Source organism: Arthrobacter tumbae (genome assembly GCF_016907495.1).
In the GTDB taxonomy this organism is placed as follows: domain Bacteria; phylum Actinomycetota; class Actinomycetes; order Actinomycetales; family Micrococcaceae; genus Arthrobacter_D; species Arthrobacter_D tumbae.
In genome coordinates this window covers 2,721,151-2,743,620 of record NZ_JAFBCC010000001.1, presented here as the reverse complement: position 1 = coordinate 2,743,620, position 22,470 = coordinate 2,721,151, and the positions used below count along the sequence as shown (strand labels likewise).

At 65.4% G+C, this 22,470-nt stretch carries 24 protein-coding genes; 14 read left to right on the top strand and 10 right to left on the bottom strand.

Annotation, left to right across the window (positions count from 1 at the left end):
- Positions 1-132 precede the first annotated feature (132 nt).
- Together JOD47_RS13170 and JOD47_RS13165 are read left to right on the top strand one after the other, a co-directional pair.
- On the top strand, positions 133-744 hold the full coding sequence (locus tag JOD47_RS13170) for a TetR/AcrR family transcriptional regulator (protein ID WP_204534860.1): 612 nt from the start codon (positions 133-135) through the stop codon (positions 742-744).
- Between the two features lie 61 nt (positions 745-805).
- Positions 806-2,449, top strand: coding sequence for an MDR family MFS transporter (locus tag JOD47_RS13165; RefSeq protein ID WP_204534859.1), 1,644 nt, complete (start codon positions 806-808; stop codon positions 2,447-2,449).
- On the opposite strand, the gene JOD47_RS13160 is transcribed toward JOD47_RS13165, so the two are convergent.
- Both JOD47_RS13160 and JOD47_RS13155 read right to left on the bottom strand, forming a co-directional pair.
- Positions 2,416-2,886, bottom strand: a complete 471-nt coding sequence (locus JOD47_RS13160) for an NUDIX hydrolase (RefSeq protein ID WP_204534858.1) — start codon at positions 2,884-2,886, stop codon at positions 2,416-2,418. The genes JOD47_RS13165 and JOD47_RS13160 overlap by 34 nt on opposite strands.
- Before the next feature lie 5 nt (positions 2,887-2,891).
- Positions 2,892-3,395: a prepilin peptidase gene (locus JOD47_RS13155; protein ID WP_204536716.1), complete on the bottom strand. Its 504-nt coding sequence runs from the start codon at positions 3,393-3,395 to the stop codon at positions 2,892-2,894.
- 59 nt (positions 3,396-3,454) lie between these two features.
- Between JOD47_RS13155 and JOD47_RS13150 the strand changes: the two genes are divergently transcribed.
- Complete coding sequence (locus JOD47_RS13150) at positions 3,455-4,198, top strand: hypothetical protein (RefSeq protein WP_204534857.1); 744 nt, start codon at positions 3,455-3,457, stop codon at positions 4,196-4,198.
- A gap of 19 nt (positions 4,199-4,217) precedes the next feature.
- Here JOD47_RS13150 and phoH2 read toward each other — a convergent pair whose 3' ends face one another.
- Together phoH2 and JOD47_RS13140 are read right to left on the bottom strand one after the other, a co-directional pair.
- Positions 4,218-5,489 carry an RNA 5'-3' helicase PhoH2 gene (phoH2, locus tag JOD47_RS13145; RefSeq protein ID WP_204536714.1) on the bottom strand — a complete coding sequence of 424 codons (1,272 nt, stop codon included), beginning with the start codon at positions 5,487-5,489 and terminating at the stop codon, positions 4,218-4,220.
- 396 nt (positions 5,490-5,885) lie between these two features.
- Entirely contained in the window at positions 5,886-6,647 is a 762-nt protein-coding gene (locus tag JOD47_RS13140; RefSeq protein ID WP_307836406.1) for an isoprenyl transferase, read from the bottom strand.
- 134 nt (positions 6,648-6,781) lie between these two features.
- On the opposite strand from JOD47_RS13140, the gene trhA reads away from it, so the two are divergent.
- Positions 6,782-7,531, top strand: coding sequence for a PAQR family membrane homeostasis protein TrhA (trhA, locus tag JOD47_RS13135; protein WP_204534856.1), 750 nt, complete (start codon positions 6,782-6,784; stop codon positions 7,529-7,531).
- Positions 7,532-7,572: 41 nt separating this feature from the next.
- On the opposite strand, the gene JOD47_RS13130 is transcribed toward trhA, so the two are convergent.
- Together JOD47_RS13130 and mca are read right to left on the bottom strand one after the other, a co-directional pair.
- Positions 7,573-7,914, bottom strand: coding sequence for a hypothetical protein (locus JOD47_RS13130; RefSeq protein ID WP_204534854.1), 342 nt, complete (start codon positions 7,912-7,914; stop codon positions 7,573-7,575).
- Between the two features lie 63 nt (positions 7,915-7,977).
- Positions 7,978-8,895, bottom strand: coding sequence for a mycothiol conjugate amidase Mca (mca, locus tag JOD47_RS13125; RefSeq protein ID WP_204536711.1), 918 nt, complete (start codon positions 8,893-8,895; stop codon positions 7,978-7,980).
- A 127-nt stretch (positions 8,896-9,022) separates the two neighbouring features.
- Between mca and JOD47_RS13120 the strand changes: the two genes are divergently transcribed.
- Both JOD47_RS13120 and greA read left to right on the top strand, forming a co-directional pair.
- Positions 9,023-9,469: a DUF4307 domain-containing protein gene (locus tag JOD47_RS13120; protein ID WP_204534853.1), complete on the top strand. Its 447-nt coding sequence runs from the start codon at positions 9,023-9,025 to the stop codon at positions 9,467-9,469.
- 217 nt (positions 9,470-9,686) lie between these two features.
- Positions 9,687-10,181: a transcription elongation factor GreA gene (gene greA, locus JOD47_RS13115; RefSeq protein WP_204536710.1), complete on the top strand. Its 495-nt coding sequence runs from the start codon at positions 9,687-9,689 to the stop codon at positions 10,179-10,181.
- Between the two features lie 18 nt (positions 10,182-10,199).
- Here greA and JOD47_RS13110 read toward each other — a convergent pair whose 3' ends face one another.
- The 3 genes from JOD47_RS13110 to JOD47_RS13100 are packed head-to-tail and all read right to left on the bottom strand — an operon-like array spanning position 10,200 to position 13,292.
- Positions 10,200-10,805 carry a rhomboid family intramembrane serine protease gene (locus tag JOD47_RS13110; protein ID WP_204534852.1) on the bottom strand — a complete coding sequence of 202 codons (606 nt, stop codon included), beginning with the start codon at positions 10,803-10,805 and terminating at the stop codon, positions 10,200-10,202.
- Between the two features lies 1 nt (position 10,806).
- Positions 10,807-12,003: a threonine ammonia-lyase gene (gene ilvA / locus JOD47_RS13105; RefSeq protein WP_239548570.1), complete on the bottom strand. Its 1,197-nt coding sequence runs from the start codon at positions 12,001-12,003 to the stop codon at positions 10,807-10,809.
- 56 nt (positions 12,004-12,059) lie between these two features.
- Positions 12,060-13,292, bottom strand: coding sequence for an AI-2E family transporter (locus tag JOD47_RS13100; RefSeq protein ID WP_204534850.1), 1,233 nt, complete (start codon positions 13,290-13,292; stop codon positions 12,060-12,062).
- A 111-nt stretch (positions 13,293-13,403) separates the two neighbouring features.
- Here JOD47_RS13100 and JOD47_RS13095 point away from each other — a divergent pair, with 111 nt between their 5' ends.
- From JOD47_RS13095 to galK, 3 genes are read left to right on the top strand one after another with little or no spacing between them, the layout of a single operon-like run.
- Positions 13,404-14,189, top strand: a complete 786-nt coding sequence (locus tag JOD47_RS13095; RefSeq protein WP_204534849.1) for a DeoR/GlpR family DNA-binding transcription regulator — start codon at positions 13,404-13,406, stop codon at positions 14,187-14,189.
- Complete coding sequence (galT, locus tag JOD47_RS13090) at positions 14,186-15,322, top strand: galactose-1-phosphate uridylyltransferase (RefSeq protein WP_204534848.1); 1,137 nt, start codon at positions 14,186-14,188, stop codon at positions 15,320-15,322. The genes JOD47_RS13095 and galT overlap by 4 nt, the downstream gene beginning before the upstream one ends.
- On the top strand, positions 15,319-16,461 hold the full coding sequence (gene galK, locus JOD47_RS13085; protein ID WP_204534846.1) for a galactokinase: 1,143 nt from the start codon (positions 15,319-15,321) through the stop codon (positions 16,459-16,461). The genes galT and galK overlap by 4 nt, the downstream gene beginning before the upstream one ends.
- Positions 16,462-16,559: 98 nt before the next feature.
- Here galK and JOD47_RS13080 read toward each other — a convergent pair whose 3' ends face one another.
- Complete coding sequence (locus JOD47_RS13080) at positions 16,560-17,438, bottom strand: Bax inhibitor-1/YccA family protein (RefSeq protein WP_204536708.1); 879 nt, start codon at positions 17,436-17,438, stop codon at positions 16,560-16,562.
- A 153-nt stretch (positions 17,439-17,591) separates the two neighbouring features.
- Between JOD47_RS13080 and JOD47_RS13075 the strand changes: the two genes are divergently transcribed.
- The 5 genes from JOD47_RS13075 (at position 17,592) to JOD47_RS13055 (ending at position 22,342) form a co-directional block, all read left to right on the top strand.
- Positions 17,592-17,924, top strand: a complete 333-nt coding sequence (locus JOD47_RS13075) for a GroES family chaperonin (protein ID WP_204536706.1) — start codon at positions 17,592-17,594, stop codon at positions 17,922-17,924.
- A 284-nt stretch (positions 17,925-18,208) separates the two neighbouring features.
- Positions 18,209-19,486 (top strand): branched-chain amino acid ABC transporter permease, encoded by a 1,278-nt coding sequence (locus JOD47_RS13070; RefSeq protein ID WP_204536704.1) that lies wholly within the window; start codon positions 18,209-18,211, stop codon positions 19,484-19,486.
- A gap of 11 nt (positions 19,487-19,497) precedes the next feature.
- Positions 19,498-20,481, top strand: a complete 984-nt coding sequence (locus JOD47_RS13065) for a branched-chain amino acid ABC transporter permease (RefSeq protein WP_204534844.1) — start codon at positions 19,498-19,500, stop codon at positions 20,479-20,481.
- Between the two features lie 98 nt (positions 20,482-20,579).
- Positions 20,580-21,560: an ABC transporter ATP-binding protein gene (locus JOD47_RS13060; RefSeq protein WP_239548568.1), complete on the top strand. Its 981-nt coding sequence runs from the start codon at positions 20,580-20,582 to the stop codon at positions 21,558-21,560.
- A 50-nt stretch (positions 21,561-21,610) separates the two neighbouring features.
- Entirely contained in the window at positions 21,611-22,342 is a 732-nt protein-coding gene (locus JOD47_RS13055) for an ABC transporter ATP-binding protein (protein ID WP_204536702.1), read from the top strand.
- Positions 22,343-22,470: the final 128 nt, after the last annotated feature.

The window sequence follows — 22,470 nt, the reverse complement described above, 5'->3', positions numbered from 1 at the left end:
AGACCAACGACACCAGCCTAACCGTGAGACCGGTCACATTCAAGAGGATATGGATTATTTCGGAAAGCGATTACCCAATGGGACGCTCCGAGTTTTTTGCACTAGTAGCTGAATAGTGCAAACATACACTCCGTGGATAAAAGTGCAGAAAACGACGACGGCGGGCTCCGCGAGCGCAAACGGCGTGCCACCCGCGCGTCCATCTGCACCATCGCCCGCGAGCTGACCGCCTCCAGCGGGCTCTCCGGCTTCACCATCGAAGAACTGTGCGAGCGGGTGGGGATCTCCCGCCGCACGTTCTTCAACTACTTCCCCTCAAAGGAAGACGCTGTGCTCGGCCACGCCGAAGACGCACACCTGCCCGAAGACCTGGTTGCGGATTTCCTGGCCGGTGCCGGCGAGGTCCCGCTGCTTGAGGCGCTGCGGACGTTCGCACAGCACTCGGGCGAGCGGCTGGCCCTCACCCGCGAGGAACTCGCACAACTCCACGCCGTCATGCAGCGCGAGCCCGAGATTCTGGCGAGGTTCTTCGGCGAGTCCATCGAGCGGGAACGCGAGTTCGCCGCCCTGATCGCCCGGCGGGAAAGAATGGAACCAACCGATCCGCGGGCGCTTCTCGCAGCCCACGTGATGCGCCACATCGCCTGGGTCTCAACGCACGAGTTCCTCTCCATCGACGCCCCGCAGAACTACCGGGACATCCTCAACACGAATATCGACGCCGCAGGCTACCTCTTCCGGTAAACGCAGCGCTTCAATGAGCCAGCACCAGCACCAGCCCTTCACGACGCCATAAAGGACAACCATGAGTTCGGCAACCGCCACCACCGGGCCCCTGCTGCTGACGCAGCGGCGGATCTGGATCATCTTCTCCGCCCTCATCGCGGGCATGCTCCTTTCGAGCCTCGACCAGACAATCGTCTCCACCGCCATGCCGACCATCGTCGGCGAGCTCGGCGGCGTCGAGCACCAGACCTGGATCACCACGGCGTACCTGCTCGCCACCACCATCGTGATGCCCATCTACGGCAAATTCGGTGACGTCCTCGGGCGCCGCAACCTCTTCCTCTTCGCAATCGCCCTGTTCACAATCGCCTCCATCGGCTGCGCCTTCGCCACCGATTTCTGGGGATTCGTCATCTTCCGCGCCATCCAGGGCCTGGGCGGCGGCGGCCTCATGATCCTCTCGCAGGCGATCATCGCCGATATCGTTCCGGCCAACCAACGCGGCAAGTACATGGGTCCGCTCGGCGGCATCTTCGGCCTCTCCGCGGTGGCAGGACCGCTCCTCGGCGGCTACTTCGTTGACCACCTGACGTGGCAGTGGGCGTTCTACATCAACATCCCGATCGGGATCGCCGCGTTCCTCGTCGCGTGGTTCACCCTCACACTGCCCAGCAAGAAGTCCACCCGGAAGATCGACCTCCCCGGTGTGCTCCTGCTCTCCATCGCCACCACCTGCCTCATCTTCTTCACCGACTTCGGCGCCGATTCAGAACACGGCTGGGGTTCCAGCCTCACCTGGGCCTTCGGCACCGGCATGGTGCTCGCAGCAGTCGGCTTCATCATGGCTGAACGGCGCGCCGAAGATCCGATCATCCCGCTCGGACTCTTCCGCAACCGGGTCTTCGTCAACAGCACCGCCATCGGCCTCACCCTCGGCTTGGGCATGTTCGCGGCTCTGGCCTTCGTGCCGACGTTCCTGCAGATGTCTTCCGGCACCTCCGCCGCGGCGTCGGGCCTGCTGATGCTGCCCATGATGGTGGGCCTGATGGGCACCTCCATCTACTCCGGCATCGCCATCTCCCGAACAGGCAAGTACAAGCTGTACCCGATCCTCGGAACGTCACTGACCATCGCCGCGCTGGTCTGGATGACCACCCTCACCGCCGCCACACCGGTCTGGGTCATCTGCGTGCAACTGTTCTTCTTCGGCGCAGGGCTGGGCCTGATCATGCAGGTGATCGTCCTCGTCGTCCAGAACGCGGTGCCGGCCACCATGATCGGTACCGCCACGAGCACCAACAACTATTTCCGCGAAGTGGGTGCCTCCCTCGGTGTGGCGGTCTTCGGTGCGATCTTCACCAGTCGGCTCACAGAATCACTGACGACGGCGTTTGCCGGCTTTGGTGCCTCGTCCGAGCAGGCCGACCAGTCGGCCGCGACCCTCAGCCCGGCAGCGCTGGCGCAGCTGCCCGAGCCGCTGCAGGACGCCGTCGTCGAGGCGTACGCCCAGTCGCTGGCTCCGGTGTTCTGGTACCTCGTACCATTCCTGGTGATCGCCCTGATCCTCGCGATCACCCTGAAGGAGATTCCGCTCTCGGATACCTCCGGCATGGTGGCCCGCGGCGAAGCCGTCGGCGGCGAGGAGGCCGAGCGGCTGGAACGCGAACTCGCCGCAACGCGTGCGGAGGGTCAGCGCACGAAGTCGGGGACGCCGGTCGAGTAGCGCGCGTTCTCCGCGTGCTTGCGGTGCAGCGGGTTCAGCTCCGGCAGATCGTCCAGGGTGAACCAGCGCACGTCCATGGACTCGTCGTCATTCACCCGCGCCTCACCCGAGACGTACCGGCACCGGAACACCAGGCTCAGGAACCTGCACACGTCGGAATTCGGAAAGATCACCGGTCCGACGACGTCGACACTCACCAGATGCTCAACCTCGACCGACACTCCGGTCTCCTCCTGCACCTCACGGACAATCGCTTGCGCAGGCTCTTCCCCCGGATCGATCATCCCGGTGATGAGGGTCCATTGGCCGGTGTCGGCGCGGCGTCCGAGCAGGACGCGACCGGCGTCGTCATACACCACCGCCGCCGCTCCCGGTAGCCACAGCGGATCGTGGCCGATTTTCGAACGCAGGTCCTGGACGAAGTCGGGGATAGGCATATTCCTCAGCCTAGTGCGAGGACCAGGCCCGCCCCGACGATCATGAAGGGCCCGAACGGAATGGCCGTCTTTGCGTTACCCCTGCGGCTGATGATGAGAATGACACCCCACAGCCCACCGAGGAGAAACGCCGCGAAGGTGCCCCACAGGAGGAAGGACCAGCCCACAAAGCCGAGATACAGGCCCAGCACTCCGGCAAGCTTCACGTCTCCGAAGCCCATACCGGCCGGGTAGATCAGGCGCAGGATGAAGTAGAACACCCACAGCACAATTGCCCCGCCGGCGAGGGAGACCAGCCGCCCCCAGTCCTGCGCTGCGAGCGCCGCTGCGACCAGCAGCACACCGGCCGCCGGATAGGACGGAAAAATGATCCGGTTGGGCAGGCGGTGGGTCAGGATGTCGATGACGCTCAGCCAGATCCCGATCACTCCGAGCAGCGCCAGCGCAAGGGTGCACAGCCAGAACGCAACGGGAGCTGAGCCCCAGTACTCCCCCATCAGCGCCAGCATGTGCCAACCGTAGCCGAATCCGGCGCCGGCAACCCACATGCCGGGCTTAGACTGTGGATATGTCCGCCTCAAGCGGTTTGAACCCGGCGAGCCTCTTCCGATCCCTCTGCCGTTCCTCGCCATGGCGCTGGGAAACGGTACGGTTTTCCGTGTCCTGGATCAGTACCGACGGAGAATCGGATCCGCTGCGTGCGTGGGTGCGCCGGCCGCAGGCTCTGAGGGTAGAGACCGCTGAGGGAACCCTCCTCCACAGCAGTACGGGCAATGAGCACTCCCGTGATTCGTTCTACGTCAGTGCGAGCAAGAGCTCCTGGCTTGTCGCCCCGAACCTCGTCAGTCCTGTCTACAACGAGACCGGGTACGTTCACCGCCGCCCCAAAGCCGCTTACGGAGAGCCGGCGTTCGGCGACCCCCGGTGGTCCGCCATGCTCGACCCCGTGGAACTCGCGGGAGATGCGCCGGTGTCGTACGAGTCGCCGTTCGCCAACCGGGTTGAGCTCGAGGACATCGCCGAAGACGTCCACGAGGGCCGCCGGGTCCTGGGAGCCACCGCCACCCCGAACATCTCCTACCAGCCGTTCACGCCGGGACGGCCGCTCATCGGATCGGGCCGCACGCGGGTGATGGTCGACGTCGCCACGGCCATCTGCGTTTCAACAACGGCGCTCGACGGTGAACTCGCTGGGTGCGGCCACCGGCTGGCCATCAGCGGCGTGGATGAGTACATGACCGATGACCTGTTCACCGACGCCCCGCCCACACTCACTGATGTGCGTGACCATATTCCGTGGCAGGTCGGCTGACCCGCCACGGAATACAGCCTTAGATCTCCGCACCCTCCAGCAGGTCCGTCACCAATGCGGCGATCGGCGAGCGCTCGGAACGGGTGAGCGTGATGTGGCCGAACAACGGGTGCCCCTTGAGCGTCTCGACGACGGCGGCAATGCCGTCATGCCGGCCCACCCGCAGGTTGTCCCGCTGCGCCACGTCATGGGTGAGCACAATCTTGGAGTTCTGCCCGATCCGGCTCATCACCGTGAGGAGCACGTTCTTCTCGAGCGACTGCGCCTCGTCCACAATCACGAAGGAATCATGCAGGGACCGTCCGCGGATATGGGTGAGCGGCAGCACCTCCAGCATGCCGCGGTCCATCACCTCCTCCACGACCTCCTGCGAGACCAGCGCGCCGAGGGTGTCGAAGACAGCCTGCGCCCAGGGGTTCATCTTCTCGCTCTCGCTGCCCGGCAGGTAGCCCAGCTCCTGGCCGCCCACAGCATACAGCGGCCGGAACACCACGACCTTGCGGTGCTCCCGCCGCTCAAGGACGGCCTCGAGCCCGGCGCACAGCGCCAACGCGGACTTTCCGGTGCCGGCCCGCCCGCCGAGGGACACGATCCCCACCTCCGGGTCCATGAGCAGGTCGATCGCGAGCCGCTGTTCCGCAGACCGGCCATGCAGCCCGAACACGTCGCGGTCCCCGCGCACCAGCCGCACCTGCTTGTCGGCGCCTACCCGGCCCAGCGCTGAGCCCTTCCCGGAGTGGAGGATGACCCCGGTGTTCGCGGGCAGTTCCGCGGCGGCCGGCAGGAAGACGGGCTCGTGCGTATAGAGGGTGTCGACGTCGTCGTCCAGGGTGTCCAGTTCCGCCACCCCGGTCCAGCCGGAATCCTTGACGAGTTCGTTGCGGTACTCGTCCGCCTGCAGCCCCATTGCGGACGCCTTGACGCGCATCGGCAGGTCCTTGGACACCACCGTGACGTTGCGGCCCTCGTCGGAGAGGTTCTTGGCCACGGCAAGGATCCGGGAGTCATTGTCGCCGCTGCGGAAACCGACGGGCAGCACCTCGGTGGACACGTGATTGAGTTCCACCCGGAGCGTTCCGCCCTCGGTCCCCAGCGGAATGGCCCGGTTCAGCCCGTTGTGTTCCACTCTCAGTTCATCGAGGAGCCGCAGGGCCTTGCGTGCGAAGAAGCCCAGCTCGGGATCGTGGCGCTTGCCTTCGAGTTCGGTGATCACCACGATCGGCAGGATCACCTCATGCTCCGCGAAACGCGTGATGGCCCGCGGATCCGACAGCAGCACTGAGGTATCCAGGACATAGCTGCGGCTGCCGAGGCTTTCGACAGCAGAAAGGCCCGCCGCTGCGAGGACTTGTTCGTCCTGCGCCGCCGGGCGGGCCTTGGTGTTGCTAAGCGTGTCGGTTGCGGATCGCTGGGTTGTGCGAGATGTGGCCACTTCAACTCCACTTCCCCGGGCGAGGAACGCCCGAGAATAATCTAGGGCTTGGGTGAGGCGGGCCGGCCAGGAGGCCGCGCGCGGCCTCCCCTTTTCGAAGCATGTGCTGGTGGGCACGGTGCCTGCATTGGTGGCCTCCCCGTTCGGCCGGCGGGTGCTGACCGATGCAACAGACATTACGCCCGGACGACGACGGCGGCAGCGGCGCTGGGTGCGTGTCGCGTGAATTCTGGGTGACCAAATGCGGAAGGAATGCTACCCGCCGAAGCGACGTTGCCTGCGTCCGTAATCGCGCAGCGCGCGAAGGAAATCGACCCTTCGGAAGTCCGGCCAGAGCGCCTCGCAAAAGTAGAACTCGCTATACGCGCTCTGCCACATGAGGAAACCGGAGAGCCGCAATTCACCCGAGGTGCGGATCACGAGGTCCGGGTCCGGCTGGCCGCGCGTGTACAGGTACTCGGAAATCTGCCCGGCGGACAGGTTCCCGGCGACATCGGCCAGCGATGCCCCCTCGGAGTCCGCATGCATCAGCAGTTCCTTGACGGCGTCGACAATCTCGCGGCGCCCGCCGTAACCCACGGCAACGTTGACGTGGAGCCCTTCAATGCAGGCGGTGCGTTCGGCGAGCTCGGTGACCTTGGCTGCGAGGTGTTCCGGAAGCAGATCGAGGGCGCCGACCGGCTGGACGCGCACTGTCCGCGTTTCACCCAGGCGGTCGAGGGTGTTCCCGATGATGTCCAGAAGCTGCTCGATCTCCTCCGCCGAGCGGCTCATGTTGTCGGTGGAGAGCATATAGAGCGTGACCACTTCAACGCCGAGTTCGCGGCACCAGCCGAGGAACTCGAGGATCTTGTCCGCGCCGGCCTGATGGCCGTGCTGCGTCGGCGCACCGGCGAGCTTCGCCCAGCGGCGGTTGCCGTCAACCATGACGCCGATATGGTGCGGGATGCGGTCGGCTGCCAGTGACCGCTGGAGTTTGCGCTCGTAGAAGTTGTAGGCAAACGAGGGAAACATCACGGCAGCGCCCACCTGTCCTTCCGATCAGCTAGTGAGGATTCAGTTCCTACCGTACCGGCACGTGCCCCGTGGCGCTGGCTGCAGCGCTTGTTACTCGTTAGTAACTTACGTACCCGTCGGCTAGAATTCCGGTCATGAGCCGACGCGTTTCCCCTTCACCCGGTGCGCCGAATTCCCGCCGGAACCCGGACGAATCGGCCCCCGTTGACGGCCCGGTGGAATCCGCCGTCGAGCGGGCTGCAGACGCGCTGAGCATCAAACCGAAGTGGCGGGGATGGATCCACCTCGGTGCCACTCCCCTCGCCATCGCCGCCGGAATCGTGCTCGTTGCCCTCGCTCCCACCGCGGCCGGGAAAGTCACCTCCGCGATCTACGCCTTCACCGGCGTCCTGCTCTTCGGTGTGAGTGCCATCTACCACCGCGGCAACTGGCAGCCCCGCACGAAGGCGGTACTGAAGCGCCTGGACCACACCAACATCATGCTGGTCATCGCGGGAAGCTACACCCCGCTCTCCTGGGCGCTGCTGCCCCAGGACAAGGCCACCTTCCTGCTCTGGCTGATCTGGTGCGGAGCCATAGCGGGCGTCCTCTTCCGCGTTCTGTGGGTCAACGCGCCACGCTGGCTCTACGTCCCCATCTACATTGCCCTCGGCCTCGCGGCGTTGCTGTTCCTGCCGGACTTCCTCGCGGCCAGCGTCCCGGCCACCGTCCTCATCCTGGTCGGCGGCGTGTTCTACATCGCCGGCGCGGTCATCTACGGGCTGAAGCGGCCCAACCCCAGTCCGCAGTGGTTCGGCTTCCACGAACTGTTCCATGCGTTCACCGTCGCAGCGTTCGCCGCCCACTTCATCGCCATCCTGATCGCGGTCCTCAACCCGCTCTGATGGCTCCCCGGCATCCCGGCCGGCGCCAGGTCACATCTGATCTATGGTGCTTCCGGTCCGTGTTTGCCGCCGGCGCCAGGCCGTTTCTCCGGCTCCACCGGAGGAGCTTGGTCAGACTCCACAACTACACCCTCCCGTTCCCCGGCACTTTCCCTGGTCCGCGCTTCCTCCGCCTCGAGGTTCGCCATTTCGCGGTAGCGAACGCGGCGGATCCTGCGGGTCATGTCACGGATCAGGAAGATCACGGCGATCACCAGGAAGAGGGTTGCCAGGAACCCAAGCAGCCCAGGCGTGACATCGGCCGGATCAAGCCCGGGGCGCAGCGAGGGGTCATCACCGGGCGCCGGGGTCACGGTTGCGGCCAGGTTCAGCAGGGAGAACACTCCAGAGCACCACTTTCACGAGGAGACATGGCATCGATGCCATAGGCAGAGACGGCCAGGAGATTATTCTATGCCCGCGAAGAAGTCCGTTTCGGGCAGCTCCTGCGGCACACGGGAGGAGATCAGCGAGTAGTCCTCCCACGGCCAGACCTTGCGCTGCAGCTCCGAGGAGACGGCAAAGAAGAATCCTGCCGGGTCCACCTGCGTGCGGTGGGCCAGCAGTGCGCGCTCCCGGTGTTCGAAGAAGTCGCCGCAGTCGATCTGCGTCGTGGTGGGGTGCGTTGGCCGCGCTGGCTGGTGGCCTTCGGCATCCGCCTCCAGCCAGGCAGCAATCCGTTCGGCGTAGGGCGACTGCAGGCCGGCCTCCTCCAGTGCGAAGTGCAGGGCACGGAACCGCTCCGGATTGAACGCACGGTCATAGTAGAGCTTCAGCGGATTCCACGGCTCGCCCAGACCGGCATAGCGGGACGGATCTCCCGCGGCCTCGTAGGCCTCAACCGCCACCCGGTGCGCCATGATGTGGTCCGGGTGCGGGTACCCGCCGTTCTCGTCGTAGCTCAGGATCACGTGCGGCCGGTATTCCCGGACAAGCTTCACCAGCGGCGCTGCGGCACGCTCGATCGGCTGCACTGCGAAGCACCCGGCCGGCAGCGGCGGAAGCGGATCGCCCTCAGGCAGTCCCGAGTCAACGAATCCAAGCCAGCGGTGTTCCACGCCGAGCGCCGCTGCCGCCTCGGCCATCTCCAGGCGGCGCAGACCCGCGAGGTCGCGGGCCGCATGCGGCACGTCAGCCATCTGCGCATTGAGGATGTCACCGCGCTCGCCTCCCGTGCAGGTTGCCACCATCACGGACACTCCGGCCGCGACGTAGCTGGCCATGGTGGCCGCACCCTTGCTCGACTCATCATCCGGGTGCGCATGCACCGCGAGGAGGCGATAGCCGCCGTCGTTCTCTGGGTTTCCTGAAGGAGTAGCGGGAATTTGCTCCGGGCTGGGCACTGAATGCTCCTGAATCTTTCCTGGTGTGACGAGGCAAGCGGCCCCGGTCAGGGCGCCGGCTGGAAACGACGTGAATTTACCAACGTACCGGTTGGTAAACTTGGAACCGATGAGCACCGACCACGCGCCAGTACCAAGAGTAGCCAATCGCTACGGCGCCCCCAAGCCACAGCGGCCCGCCTCCGGGTCGGCCAGCCGGCGCAAGCGCTGGGTGATCTGGGCCGCCCTGGCCGTCGCGGTGGTCGCCACCGGCATCTTCAGTCTCTTCGCCGGGACTCCGGAGGTTTCGTCCAAGGACGTCGGCTTCAGCATCGAAGGCCCTGCCGTGGCCCGCGTGGACTATGAAGTCACCAAGGATCCGGCCGCCACCGCACAGTGCGCGGTGCAGGTCCTGAATCAGTCCTATGCCATCGTCGGCTGGATGGTGGTGACCATTCCGCCCACCAATTCCGGTTCCGTCGACGGCGGCACCTCGTCCCACAGCACCACGGTCCGGACCGAGTCCCAGGGAGTCAGCGGCGGCGTCAACGCCTGCTGGATCCTCGGGCAATCCTGACTGTCACCGATCCAGAATCCGCCCGGTTATTGGGTAATTGAAGCTTGCTGTCTATAATGGACTGATACGTTCCGCCCCGCCTGCGCGGTTGGTTCTCGCTGGAGTACTCCAGGAGAAGAGGCCATCACGCAGGCGGGGTCTTTGCTTGTAGATGCGTGCATCACGGCGAAGACCGCAGCCGAATCCCGTGTGAGGGCTTCGACGTACCTAAGGAGATATCGTGTCCACCAACAGCGCATCCGTCGCCTGGCTCACCAAGGAGTCCTACGACCGCCTCAAGGCTGAGCTGGACCACCTGTCCGGCCCCGGCCGCACCGAGATCGTTTCCCGCATCGAGCAGGCCCGCTCTGAGGGTGACCTCAAGGAGAACGGCGGCTACCACGCGGCCAAGGAAGAGCAGGGCAAGGCCGAGGCCCGCATCCGGCAGCTCACCGAACTGCTGAACAACGCACACGTGGGCGAGTCCCCGGCAGATGACGGCATTGTTGAGCCCGGCATGCTCGTCGAGGCGAACATCGCCGGAGACAAGGAGACCTTCCTCCTCGGCAGCCGGGAAGTAGCAGGGGACACCGATCTCAATGTCTACAGCGAGAGGTCCCCGCTGGGCGCAGCGATCCAGGGCCACAAGGCCGGAGACACCGTGAAGTACACCGCGCCCAACGGCAAGGAAATCACCGTCGAGGTCCTGTCGGCGAAGCCCTACGTCGGTTAGGGCCTGCGCTCGAAAAGCTCAGTCGCCCCGGCGGGGCGCATACGGTAGACGGCGGTCGGTCCCAGTTGGGGCCGGCCGCCGTTTCAGCAGCAGCGCGGCCAGCACTCCACCGAGCGCACCGAAGAGGTGCGCCTGCCAGGAGATGTTCGATCCGAACTGCGGCAGCACCCCCCAGAGCAGCGAGCCGTACATCAGGAAGAGCAGCACAGCGAGCAGGATCTGCTTCCAGTCCCGGTTGTAGAAACCGCGGACCAGCAGGTAGGCAAACAGCCCGAAGACCAGCCCGGACGCGCCGATCGTCACACCGCCGCCGAAGATCCAGACGCCAAGCCCGGAGGCCAGCCAGCTCGCCCCGACTGCTACGGCAAAGCGCCTGGCACCCTCCAGGAGCGCCAGGAACCCCAACACCAGCAGCGGCAGCGTGTTGCTGAACAGATGCCCCGCATCCGCATGCAGCAGCGGCGCGAACACGACGCCGTCGAGCCCTTCCACTTCCCGCGGCACAATGCCGAGCAGCCGGATCAGGAAGAAGCCGGTGGCCGAGTTCACCAGGTGCACGATCCACAGCAGGGCAGCGAAGCCGACGACCGTCGTCAGCGCGCCCCGTGCCCTTTTCGCCAGCATGTCAGCCCTGGATGACAACGGGTTGGAAGCCCTCGGCGCGCAGGTTGTTCAGCACCTGCTCGCAGTGTTCCTCGCCCTTCGTCTCCATGTTGATGGTGATCGCCACGTCGCCCATGCTGATTGAGCCGCCCACCCGGGTGTGGTCTACTCCGGTCACGTTGGCATCGGACTCGGCGATGATGCGGGAGATGGTGGCCAGCGAACCCGGCCGGTCATCGAGCAGCATGCGCACCACGAGGTACCTGCCGGCGGCGGCAAGGCCGCGCTGGATGACCTTGAGCATCAGCATGGGGTCGATGTTGCCGCCGGACAGCACGACGACGGTGTTCCCCGGGTTGGCGCCGTTCTCCGTCAGTTTTCCGTCCAGCAGTGCGGCGACGCCCACCGCGCCGGCCGGCTCCACCACCATTTTGGACCGCTCCAGCAGGAAGATCAGCGCACGGGCGAGGGAGTCTTCGCTGACGGTGACGACGTCGTCGACCAGTTCACGGATGATGGAGAACGGAAGCTGCCCCGGCCGGCCCACGGCAATGCCGTCCGCGATCGTGGAAACCTTCTGCAGCGGCACCAGCGCGTCAGCAGCCAGCGACGGCGGATAGGCCGCTGCGTTCTCGGCCTGCACCCCGATCACCCGGATCTCCCGTCCCAGCTCCCGTGCCCGTGCCTTGACGGCGACCGAGACACCGGCCAGCAGCCCTCCGCCGCCAACCCCCATCAGGATGGTGTCGACGTCCGGAACCTGCTCGAGGATTTCCAGGCCGATTGTCCCCTGTCCGGCCACGACGTCCACGTTGTCGAACGGGTGGACGAAGACCGCGCCATGCTCATCGGCGTATCGTTTCGCCTCGGCCAGGGCCTCATCCACGTTGTGACCGTGCAGCACCACTTCGGCACCGTGCCCACGGGTTGCCGCGAGCTTCGGCAGCGCCACTCCGAGCGGCATGTAGATACGTGCCTTGATGCCAAGCCGGGCGGCCGCTACTGCGACGCCCTGCGCGTGGTTTCCTGCCGAGGCAGCGACGACGCCGCGGGCCCGCTCTTCCGCGGACAGCCTGGCCATCCGGGTGTAGGCGCCACGCACCTTGAAGGAGCCTGCGCGCTGCAGGTTCTCGCACTTCAGCGACACCCTGGCGCCCGTCAGCCTGCCGAGCGCGCGGGAGTCCTCGATGGGCGTGTACGCAATGACGCCGTCGAGCATTTTCTGTGCTGCGAGGACGTCCTCGAGGGTCACTGCCAGCTGGGCGAGATCCGTGGTCACGTTGACGCTTCTTTCGTGGAGGGTTCCGGTCCAAATGGTTCACCGGAGGGGCGCGGCGCGGGGACAGCGCCGTCATCGGGATGTTCCGGGGGCGCGCCAAGGGCAGGATCCGTCTCCCAGGTGCGGCCCGCTATGTAACGAACGACCGTGTTGAGGATCGCCAACAGCGGTACGGAAAACAAGGCGCCGGCAACACCGGCGATGAGGGAGCCGCCCGCAACCGCCAGCACCACGGCAAGTGGGTGCAGGGACACGGCGCGGCCCATGACGAACGGCTGCAGGATGTGCCCTTCCACCTGCTGCACCAGCAGGACGATGCCCAGCATCACCAGCGCATTGACCCACCCGTTGGCCACCAGCGCCAGCAGGACGGCCACCATGCCGGTGAAAAGCGCGCCGAGGATGGGTATGAACGAGCCCAGGAAAACCAGCACCGTCAGCGGAAGAACGAGCGGCACCCCGATGATGGCGGCTCCCAGCCCGATGCCGACGGCGTCGATGAACGCGACGAGGATCTGCACCCGGACGTAGTTGGCCATCGAGGTCCAGCCCTGGCGTCCGGCACCGGTGATCGCCGCGCGTGCCCGCCGTGGCGCAAGGCCGGCGATAAAGCGCCAGATGGTGTCGCCGTCGTGCAGGAAAAAGATCAGCGCGAACACCGTGAGAAGCAGCCCCGCCAGGAAGTAGCCGGCGCCCGATCCAAAGGACAGCGCACCGCTGACGATCACCCCGGAGTTGTTGTCCACGGCGTTGGCGACCTCGTCGATGAAGCCGTCGATCTGCGATGAGGTGAGGTGCAGGGGGCCCTCGGAAAGCCAGTCCTGGACCTGTTGGATTCCCGCCAGTGCCTCGCCCCAGAGCGAAGCGAATCCGACGGCCAGCTGCTGCCCGACCAGTGAGAGGGTGGCTGCCACGGCAAGCAGGAATCCGAGGACGGTGACCGTCACCGCGATCCCACCCGGCACTTTGCGTTTGCGCAGGAATGCCACCGCCGGCGTCAGGAGGCTGGAGAGGAGGCCAGCGATCATCAGCGGAATGACCAGCAGGGAGATCCGGCTCATCAGCCAGAGCACCGCAGCGGACACCACGAGGATCAGGCCGACGCGCCACGCCCAGGCGGCTCCGATCCTCAGCGCGTAGGGAACGTCCTCGCCGGCGGACCGGCCCGGGGGCACAACAAAGCCACCGGAGAAGGGCTGCTGCGTTTTTCGCCGCGAGGGACGCGTCATGGACCAATCTTTTCACAACAGTCTGACAGAACTGCTTTCGCTCATCTGTTTGAAAATGTTTGAAACCGTTGTATTTTGTTAAGCGTACTTGCCAACGAACGGAGTCCGCTCATGCTCGCTGCCGACCGGCATGCCGCCATTCTGGCGAAGCTTGGCGTGCAGCGAACGGTCCGCGTCAGCGAACTCGCGGAGGCTTTGGGCGTTTCGGATATGACCATCCGGCGCGACATCGACGTTCTCGACGCCGCCGGCGCACTCCGCAAGGTCCACGGCGGCGCGGCATCCCGGACTGCGCTCAGTGCGCTCGAGCCCGGCTTCGGAGCCAACGCAGACCAGCGCCCGGAGGCCAAGGAGTCCATCGCGGCAGCGGCGGCAGCCCTCATCCAACCGGGCATGACCGTGGCACTCACCGGCGGCACCACCACGTACCGCCTTGTCGACCACCTCTCCGGGCCGTTGACCATCCTCACCAATTCCCTGCCGGCCGCCGAAAAGCTGCACCGGAGCGCCCCTCCCGGCGTGACCGTCCTGCTCACCGGCGGCGAGCGCTCCCCCTCCGAGGCGCTGGTGGGACCCATCGCCGCCTCCACCGTCCGGTCCTTCAACGTGGATCTCTGCTTCATGGGTGCCCATGGTGTGGACGCCCAGGCCGGGATTACCACCCCCAACCTCGCCGAGGCAGACACCAACCGTGCCTTCGCCGAACAGTGCGGCCGGCTGGTCGTTCTGGCTGACTCCACGAAGTTCGGCACGGTGAGCCTGGCGCGCATCGCCGGGATCGAGCGAGTGCACTGCATCGTGACCGATTCCCCGCCGGATGACCCACGCTATGCCCGGACTACCAGCATCCTCACTCCCCCAACCCGTACATCCTCCAATCCCCAGGACACACCATGACCCAGGTAACCCCCACCCGCTTATCCGACGGGCGCGAGCTGATTTACTTCGACTCCAGCGAAAAGGCGGCGGCGCTGCACCGCGATCCTGCCTCCGTCGTCGATTCGCGTGGCCTCCCGCCGCGCGGCGGCACGGGAGACGTGCGCTACGACCCGCTGACCGGCGAATGGACGGCCGTGGCCGCACACCGGCAGACACGCACCCACCTGCCCCCCGCGGACCAGTGCCCGCTGTGCCCCTCCACAGCCGGCAACCTGTCCGAAGTTCCGGCCGCCGACTACGAGGTAGTGGTGTTCGAAAACCGCTTCTCCTCCTTCGGACCCGACCTCGGTGAACTGCCGGAGCTCCAGCCCGCCAGCACAGGCTGGGGCACGACGACGACGGCCTTCGGACGGTGCGAAGTGGTCGCCTTCGATTCCTCCCACGAAGGCTCCTTCGGGTCCCTGCCGCCGGAGCGGGCGCGCACGGTCATCGAAGCATGGGCCCACCGGACTGAAGCGCTCTCCGCCATGGACGGCATCCGGCAGGTTTTCCCGTTCGAGAACCGCGGCGCTGACATCGGCGTGACGCTACTGCACCCACACGGGCAGATCTACGCCTACCCGTTCGTTCCGCCGCGTGCGGCACTGATGGGCCAGGCTGCCCGGCGCTATTTCGACGCCGTCAACGGGCGCGGAACCCTCATGGGCTCGGTCCTGAAGTCCGAGCGTGAGTCCGGCGAGCGCATGGTGCTCGAAGGCGAACACTTCAGCGCGTACGTGCCGTTCGCAGCGCGCTGGCCGCTCGAGGTCCACCTCGTGCCTCACCGTCACGTTCCTGATATCGCCGCACTGACCGGCGAGGAAAAGGACGAGCTGACCACGCTGTACCTCGACCTGCTCGCCCGCGTGGACGGCATCTACAGCACACCCACCCCGTACATTGCCGCGTGGCATCAGGCGCCGCTGGTTCCTGAGCTGCGCGAGGCCGGCTACCTTCACCTGCAGCTGACCTCTCCGCGCAGAGCCGAGGATAAGCTGAAGTTCCTCGCCGGTTCGGAAGCAGCAATGGGCGCTTTCATCAACGACACCACTCCGGAGCAGGTTGCCGCCACCCTGCGCGCCGCAACACCCACAGGGAAGGTCACAGCATGACTCTCGTCCAGCATTTTGAGGATCGCTTCGGGCACGCACCCCTCGGGGTGTGGGCTGCCCCCGGCCGGGTCAACGTGATCGGTGAGCACACCGACTACAACGACGGGTTTGTGCTGCCGTTCGCGATCGACCGGGCCACGCAGGTTGCAGCTTCCGTCCGGGAAGATTCCACCGTCCGGGTCAGCTCGACGTTCTCCAGCTCCGGCGAGGTCATCATCAGTGACCTGGATGAACTGGCCGCCGGCGACGTCGAAGGCTGGGCCGCCTACCCGGTGGGAGTCCTGTGGGCCCTGCGTCAGGCGGGCCATTCGATCAGGGGCATGGACCTGCTGATTGACTCGCAGGTTCCCGTCGGAGCCGGCCTGTCCTCGTCCGCCGCCATCGAGTGCGCTGTCGCTGTCGCAGCCAATGAGCTGTTCGGGCTTGGTCTCAACGGCTCGGAACTCGCGCTCATCGGCCAGCGCGCCGAGAACGAGATGGTCGGCGCACCCACGGGGCTCATGGACCAGTCCGCGTCGCTGCTCGGCAAAGTCGGACACGCGGTGTTCCTGGACTGCCGCACGCAGGACGCCGAGCTTGTCCCCCTGCCGCTGCAGGAGAACGGCCTGGCTCTGCTTGTCATCGACACCCGGGTGAGCCATTCCCATGCCACCGGCGGTTACGCGTCACGCCGTCGTGCGTGCGAGGTCGGCGCCGACGTCATGGGCGTTCCGGCGCTGCGCGACCTCAGCGAGGAGGACCTCGAGGAGGCATCCGGCCTGCTGGACGAGGAAACATTCCGCCGGGTACGGCACGTCGTCACGGAGAACGCACGGGTGCAAGCCACCGTCGAGCTCCTCCGTAGCGAAGGACCACGGGCCATTGCGCCCCTGCTGGATGCCAGCCACGTGTCCATGCGGGATGATTTCGAGATTTCCTGCGCCGAACTCGACCTCGCCGTTGAATCGTCCCGGGAAGCCGGCGCACTGGGTTCCCGCATGACGGGCGGGGGCTTCGGCGGCTCGGCCATCGCGCTGGTTCAGCTGGAGGATCTGGACCGCGTGGGTTCAGCGGTGACGGCGGCCTTCGCCGCAGCGGGCTTCACCGAGCCGGCCATCTTCGCGGTGTCCCCGGCGGACGGCGCCGCCCGGGTTTCCTGACCCCCACTCCCCCCACCACCCACCGGACCTGCGCAAAAGTTCCCCTTAACGAGGAAGGCCCCCGACAGAGTCGGGGGCCTTCCTCGTTATTCAGGTGATTACTCGCTGCCACGCAGGATCGCGATGAGGCGGAGGAATTCGATGTACAGCCACACGAGGGTGACCGTCAGGCCGAATGCTGCGGTCCAGGAGTATTTGCGCGGTGCGCCGTTGCGGACGCCCTCGCTGATCATCGTGAAGTCGATGACCAGGGAGAAAGCGGCGAGGCCGATGGCGAAAAGACCGATGACGATGCCGAACGGGATTCCGTTCTCGAATCCGAACATTCCCTGCGTTCCCGGGATTCCGGCGCTGCGAACGCCGAACATTCCATCAGTCGCGCCGAAGATCATCAGGCCGAGGTTTACGAGGCTGAACAGCGCGTACCCGATGATCATGATCATGAAGATCTTCATGGCCTTGGGAGTCGCGCGTACCTTGCCGCTCCTGAAAAGCAGAAGCGTCACCGCGAACACCGAGAGCGTGCCGATCAGTGCCTGCATGGCGATGTTCGGGAACATCGCCTCAAGGAACATGGTGATGCCACCGAGGAACAGGCCCTCAAGGAACCCGTAGCCGAGGATCAGCGCGGGCACCGGCTCGCGCTTGAAGGAGTTGACCAGGCCCAGCACGAAGCCGCCGATCAGGCCCACGATCATCAGCAGCGGCGCCAGTGAGGGGAACAGGAACACGGGAACAGCGGCGCCGACCAACACCATGCCGATGGTGGCGATGGTCTTGACGATGACGTCGTCGAACGTCATGCGCCCCGTGTCCGCAGGACCTGCCGAAGGCTGGTTGTAGAGGTGCTCCAGCTGCTGCTGGTTCATGGCCGTTTGACCGGCCAAAGCTGTGGAACCGTGCGCTGCCGGATTGTTGCCGCGGGCAGCGGTACGGAAGTTCTTACCGTTGAAAACCGGGTTACCGCCGATTGCCATTGTGATGTAGTCCTCCATCTGGGGGCTGAGATGGTTCAACCCTACCAATATCAACGGATCTGACGCTGATTTGTTCCTGCCGTCCCGCAGCAACGGACCTCCAGGCGGCTGCGGCTCCGACGGTAGACTGTCGGCGTGCCGAACTCCCCAGCCATGAAAGCTCCCCTGCCCGACGCGCTACCGCTGAAAATGCTGCACGACCGCCTCCTGGTCATCCTGGACAAGGACAGCAGCGAGCGGCGTTCGTCGTCGGGCATTGTCATTCCCGCCACCGCAGTCATGGGCAAGCGGCTCGCCTGGGCAGATGTGGCCGCGGCCGGGCCCGTCGTCCGGCAGGTCTCACGCGGTGACCGCGTGCTGTTCGACCCGGAAGAAAAGTCCGAAGTCGACGTCGGCGGCACCGGTTACATCCTCCTGCGCGAGCGGGACGTCCACGCGGTGGCGCAACCCGAGACCGACGACGCCGGCACCGGCCTCTACCTCTGAGCCCGCCTCAGCGCCGGCCCAGTTTCCTCGCTTGAAGGCGTTCGCGCTACCCGCGGGTAACCCCTGCCGAACAGTTGTTATCCAATCGCTATCTCGCAGACTCTATATGGCAAAAAGTGGTAACACAGCGCAGGTAACATAATCTCCACACTGAGTGACTTCGATCACAGGCTGTAAGGCCGTCGTACCTCGACGGACAAGCCACCATCGTGGAGGTTCATAACTTGATAACCAAGCCGACGCCGGCATGGCGCAGGAGGCTACTGCTCCTGATTGCCGGCCTCATGGCCGCGCTGTTCATGAGCGCACCCGCCGCAGGAGCATCAGCACACGCTGCGGCCCCCGTCATGAACATGCAGACCCCCGCCTCCGTCCAGGCCGGGGAATTCCAGAATCGGATCAGCGGCGTGCTGCGCAACGCCGAGGGTCCGCTCGCAGACGTTCGGATCACGGTCACCGGTGAGGGTTTCGAAGGCGAAACCACCTCCGATGAGAATGGCCGTTGGGTTGTCGAGGTCGAGGAGCAGGGGGCCTACGAGGTTGAACTCGACGAGTCCACCCTCCCCGAGGGCGCCGCCCTGGCAGAAGGCCAGGAGAACCCCCGCACCGTCACGTTCGCCGGAACGACCAACATCACCACGCTCTTCCTGTTCGGCGAGGGCATCGTGGAGAGCAGCAGCAATTTCCTCGACACCCTCGTCGACAGGGCAGTCGCCGGACTGAGCTTCGGCCTGCTCCTCGCGCTGAGCGCCGTCGGCTTGTCCCTCATCTTCGGTACCACCGGCCTGACCAACTTCGCCCACGGCGAGATGGTCACAGCTGGCGCCGTCTTCGCGTTTGGATTTGCCGCTCTGGGCCTTCCCGCGATCGTCGCCATCATCCTCGCCGTTATCGGCGGGGCCGCTCTGGGCTATGTGCAGGACGCGGGCCTCTGGAAGCCGCTGCGCAAGCGCGGCTCCGGGCTCATACCGATGATGATCGTGAGCATCGGTCTTGCCCTTGCGCTGCGCTACATCATCCAGTTCAACTTCGGTGGTGCGACCCAGCAACTGCCCGGTGCGCAGGGACAGATGCTGAACTTCGGGCTGGTGTCCATCACCCGGAACAACCTGACCTCCCTCATCACAAGCCTCATCGTCATCCTCGTGATCGCGTTCCTTCTCCTGCGTACCCGTGTGGGAAAGGCAACGCGCGCAGTTGCTGACAACCCGGCACTGGCCGCAGCGTCCGGTATCGACGTCGACCGAGTCATCCGGCTTGTCTGGGTGGTCGGCGGTGCACTGGCAGCACTGGGAGGCATCCTCTGGGCCTACTACCGCCCGGGCGTTTCCTTCAACATGGGTCAGCAGATCCTGCTCCTCATCTTCGCCGGTGTGGTGCTCGGCGGACTGGGAACGGTCTTCGGCGCACTGCTCGGCTCGGTTCTCGTGGGCCTCTTCGTCGAAGTGTCCACCATCTGGCTCGAGGCCGACCTCAAGTACGTCGGCGCTCTGCTCATCATGATCGTTGTTCTTCTCTTCAGGCCCGAGGGCATCCTCGGCCGTCGAGAGCGCGTAGGTTAGGGGCCACTGAAATGGACTTTGTTAACATCTTCTCCCTCGCCTTAGGCGAAATGATCAGCCCGACGACGGCGGCCTATGCGCTGGCAGCGCTCGGCCTCGCAGTGCACTTCGGCTATACCGGCCTGCTCAATTTCGGCCAGGCGGGTTTCATGGCGGTCGGGGCCTACGGCTTTGCTATCCCAACGCTTAGTTTCGGAGCGCCGCTTCCGGTCGCAGTGCTTATCGCGCTGCTTGCCTCGGTGGTCTTTGCGATCCTGCTCGGCATTCCCACACTGCGCCTGCGGGCTGACTACCTGGCGATCGTGACCATCGCGGCCGCGGAAATCATCCGCTATGTGGTGACCACCAACAGCCTCACGAATGTCACCGGCTCCGCCAACGGCCTGGCCGGCGGCTTCGAGAACGGGTTCTTCGCCCTGAACCCGTTCCCCGACGGTGCCTACAACATCGGTCCCGTCGGCATGAACGCGGACGGTCTCTTCATCCGCGTGGTGGGCTGGACGATCGTTGCCCTGGCCTGCCTTTCCGTGTGGCTGCTCATGCGCAGCCCATGGGGACGCGTACTGAAGGGCATCCGCGAAGACGAGAACGCTGTCCGTTCACTCGGCAAGAACGTCTACGCATACAAGATGCAGGCGCTGATCATCGGTGGCCTGATGGGCACGGTTGCGGGCATGATCTTCACGATCCCCCGCGGCGCCGTGCAGCCGGCGAACTACGCAACAGAGCTCACGTTCTTCCTCTACACCGTCCTGCTGCTCGGTGGCATGGCCACGGTGCTTGGTCCGGTGCTCGGAGCGATGATTTTCTGGGTGGTTCTGTCGCTTACCCAGAGCCTGCTCTTTGGCGCCATCGAGATCGGGGCCATCACATTCCTCACCAACGTCCAGGCCGGTCAGCTCCGGTACATCCTGGTGGGTGTTGCGCTCATGCTGCTCATGATCTTCAGGCCGCAGGGCGTACTCGGTAACAAGAAGGAGTTGGCGTTCGCATGAGTGAACCCACGGCACAACCCAGCGGACGGCGCGCAGCACGAGCCGTTACTCGTTCATCGGAACCATCCACCGGTTCCCCGACTGACGAGATCGACTACATGACCGACTCACGGCCCATCACTGAGGACACCCCCGGCCCGGGCTGCACCAAGCGCGACCCGATCCTGACGGCCAAGAACGTCACCCGGAGCTTCGGAGGCGTCAACGCCGTCGATGTGGACTACCTCGAGATCCCGCGGAACAAGATCACCGCGCTCATCGGGCCCAATGGGGCGGGCAAGACCACCCTGTTCAACCTGCTCACCGGGTTCGATTCCCCGCAGAGCGGGGAGTGGACCTTCGACGGCCAGTCGCTGGCCGGCGTCGCGCCCTACAAGGTGGCGCGACTCGGCATGGTCCGCACGTTTCAGCTGACCAAGATCATGGGCAAGCTCACCGTCATGGAGAACATGCGCCTCGGCGCTACGGACCAGCCGGGTGAGAGCCTCGCACGTGCCCTCTTCAAGGGCCTGTGGGGCGGCCGTGAAAAGGAGATCACCGGCCAGGCCGAGGTCCTGCTGAAAAAGTTCAAGCTCGACACGAAGACCGACGACTACGCCGCCTCGCTCTCCGGCGGGCAGCGCAAGCTGCTGGAGATGGCACGGGCGCTGATGGTCAAGCCCCGCCTGGTGATGCTTGACGAGCCGATGGCAGGCGTGAACCCCGCACTCACCCAGTCCCTGCTCGACCATGTCAAAAACCTCAAGGCAGACGGCATGACCGTCCTGTTCGTCGAACACGACATGCACATGGTCCGGCACGTCGCCGACTGGGTGGTGGTCATGGCGGAAGGCCGCGTCGTCGCGGAGGGAACTCCCGACGTCGTCATGAAGGATCCGGCGGTCATCGACGCCTACCTCGGGGCACACCACGATGTTGACCTGGGCGACTCCCACGGTGTGGAGAAGCTCGAAGCCGAGCTCTCCCACGACACGGAGTCTGTGGTGGGAACCGAGGACGCGGGCCTCCTGGACCACACCCGGATCACCGAGCTTGAGGGCACCGCCCGAGACACAGGAACAGAGGAGAAGCGGCCATGAGCGAAAACGCGGGAACCGCAGGATCACAGCGGCCCACAGGCGCAGAGGCGATGCCCGGCAAGTCCGTCGTGAAGGTCACCGACCTGGTGGCGGGTTATCTCCCCGGCGTCAACATCCTGAACGGTTGCTCAATCGAGGCGCGGTCGGGTGAACTGATCGGAATCATCGGTCCCAACGGCGCAGGGAAGTCGACCCTGCTGAAGGCAATGTTCGGCCTGGTGAAAGTGCACTCCGGCACCGTCGTGGTGCGGGACCAGGACATCACCGGGCTGAAAGCCAACAAGCTGGTCAGCAAGGGCGTGGGATTCGTCCCGCAGAACAACAACGTCTTCGCCACCCTGACCATCGAAGAGAACCTTCAGATGGGCATGTACCAGCGGCCCAAGGACTTCAAGGAACGCTTCGACTTCGTCACGGGCCTTTTCCCGGAGCTCGGCAAGCGGCGGGCCCAGCGCGCCGGCTCGCTCTCGGGTGGTGAGCGGCAGATGGTGGCGATGGGCCGGGCGCTCATGATGGAACCGGCAGTGCTGCTCCTTGACGAGCCGTCCGCCGGCCTGTCCCCGGTCAAGCAGGATGAGACCTTCCTCCGCGTCCATGAGATCAACCGGGCCGGCGTCTCGGTCATCATGGTGGAGCAGAACGCCCGGCGGTGCCTGCAGATCTGCGACCGCGCGTATGTCCTCGACCAGGGCAAGGACGCCTACACCGGCACCGGACGCGAGCTCATGAAGGACCCGAAGGTCATCCAGCTCTACCTCGGAACGCTCGCCGACACGGCGTAGTCCTTAGTCCGGCGTAGTCCCGAGCTTGTAGAGGCCCTCTCCGCCAGGAGGGGGCCTCTACTGCGTCCTGGGGCCTCTACTGCCTCCTGGGGTGTCCTGGAGGGTCGGGGCCATCCCATCTGCGGTGG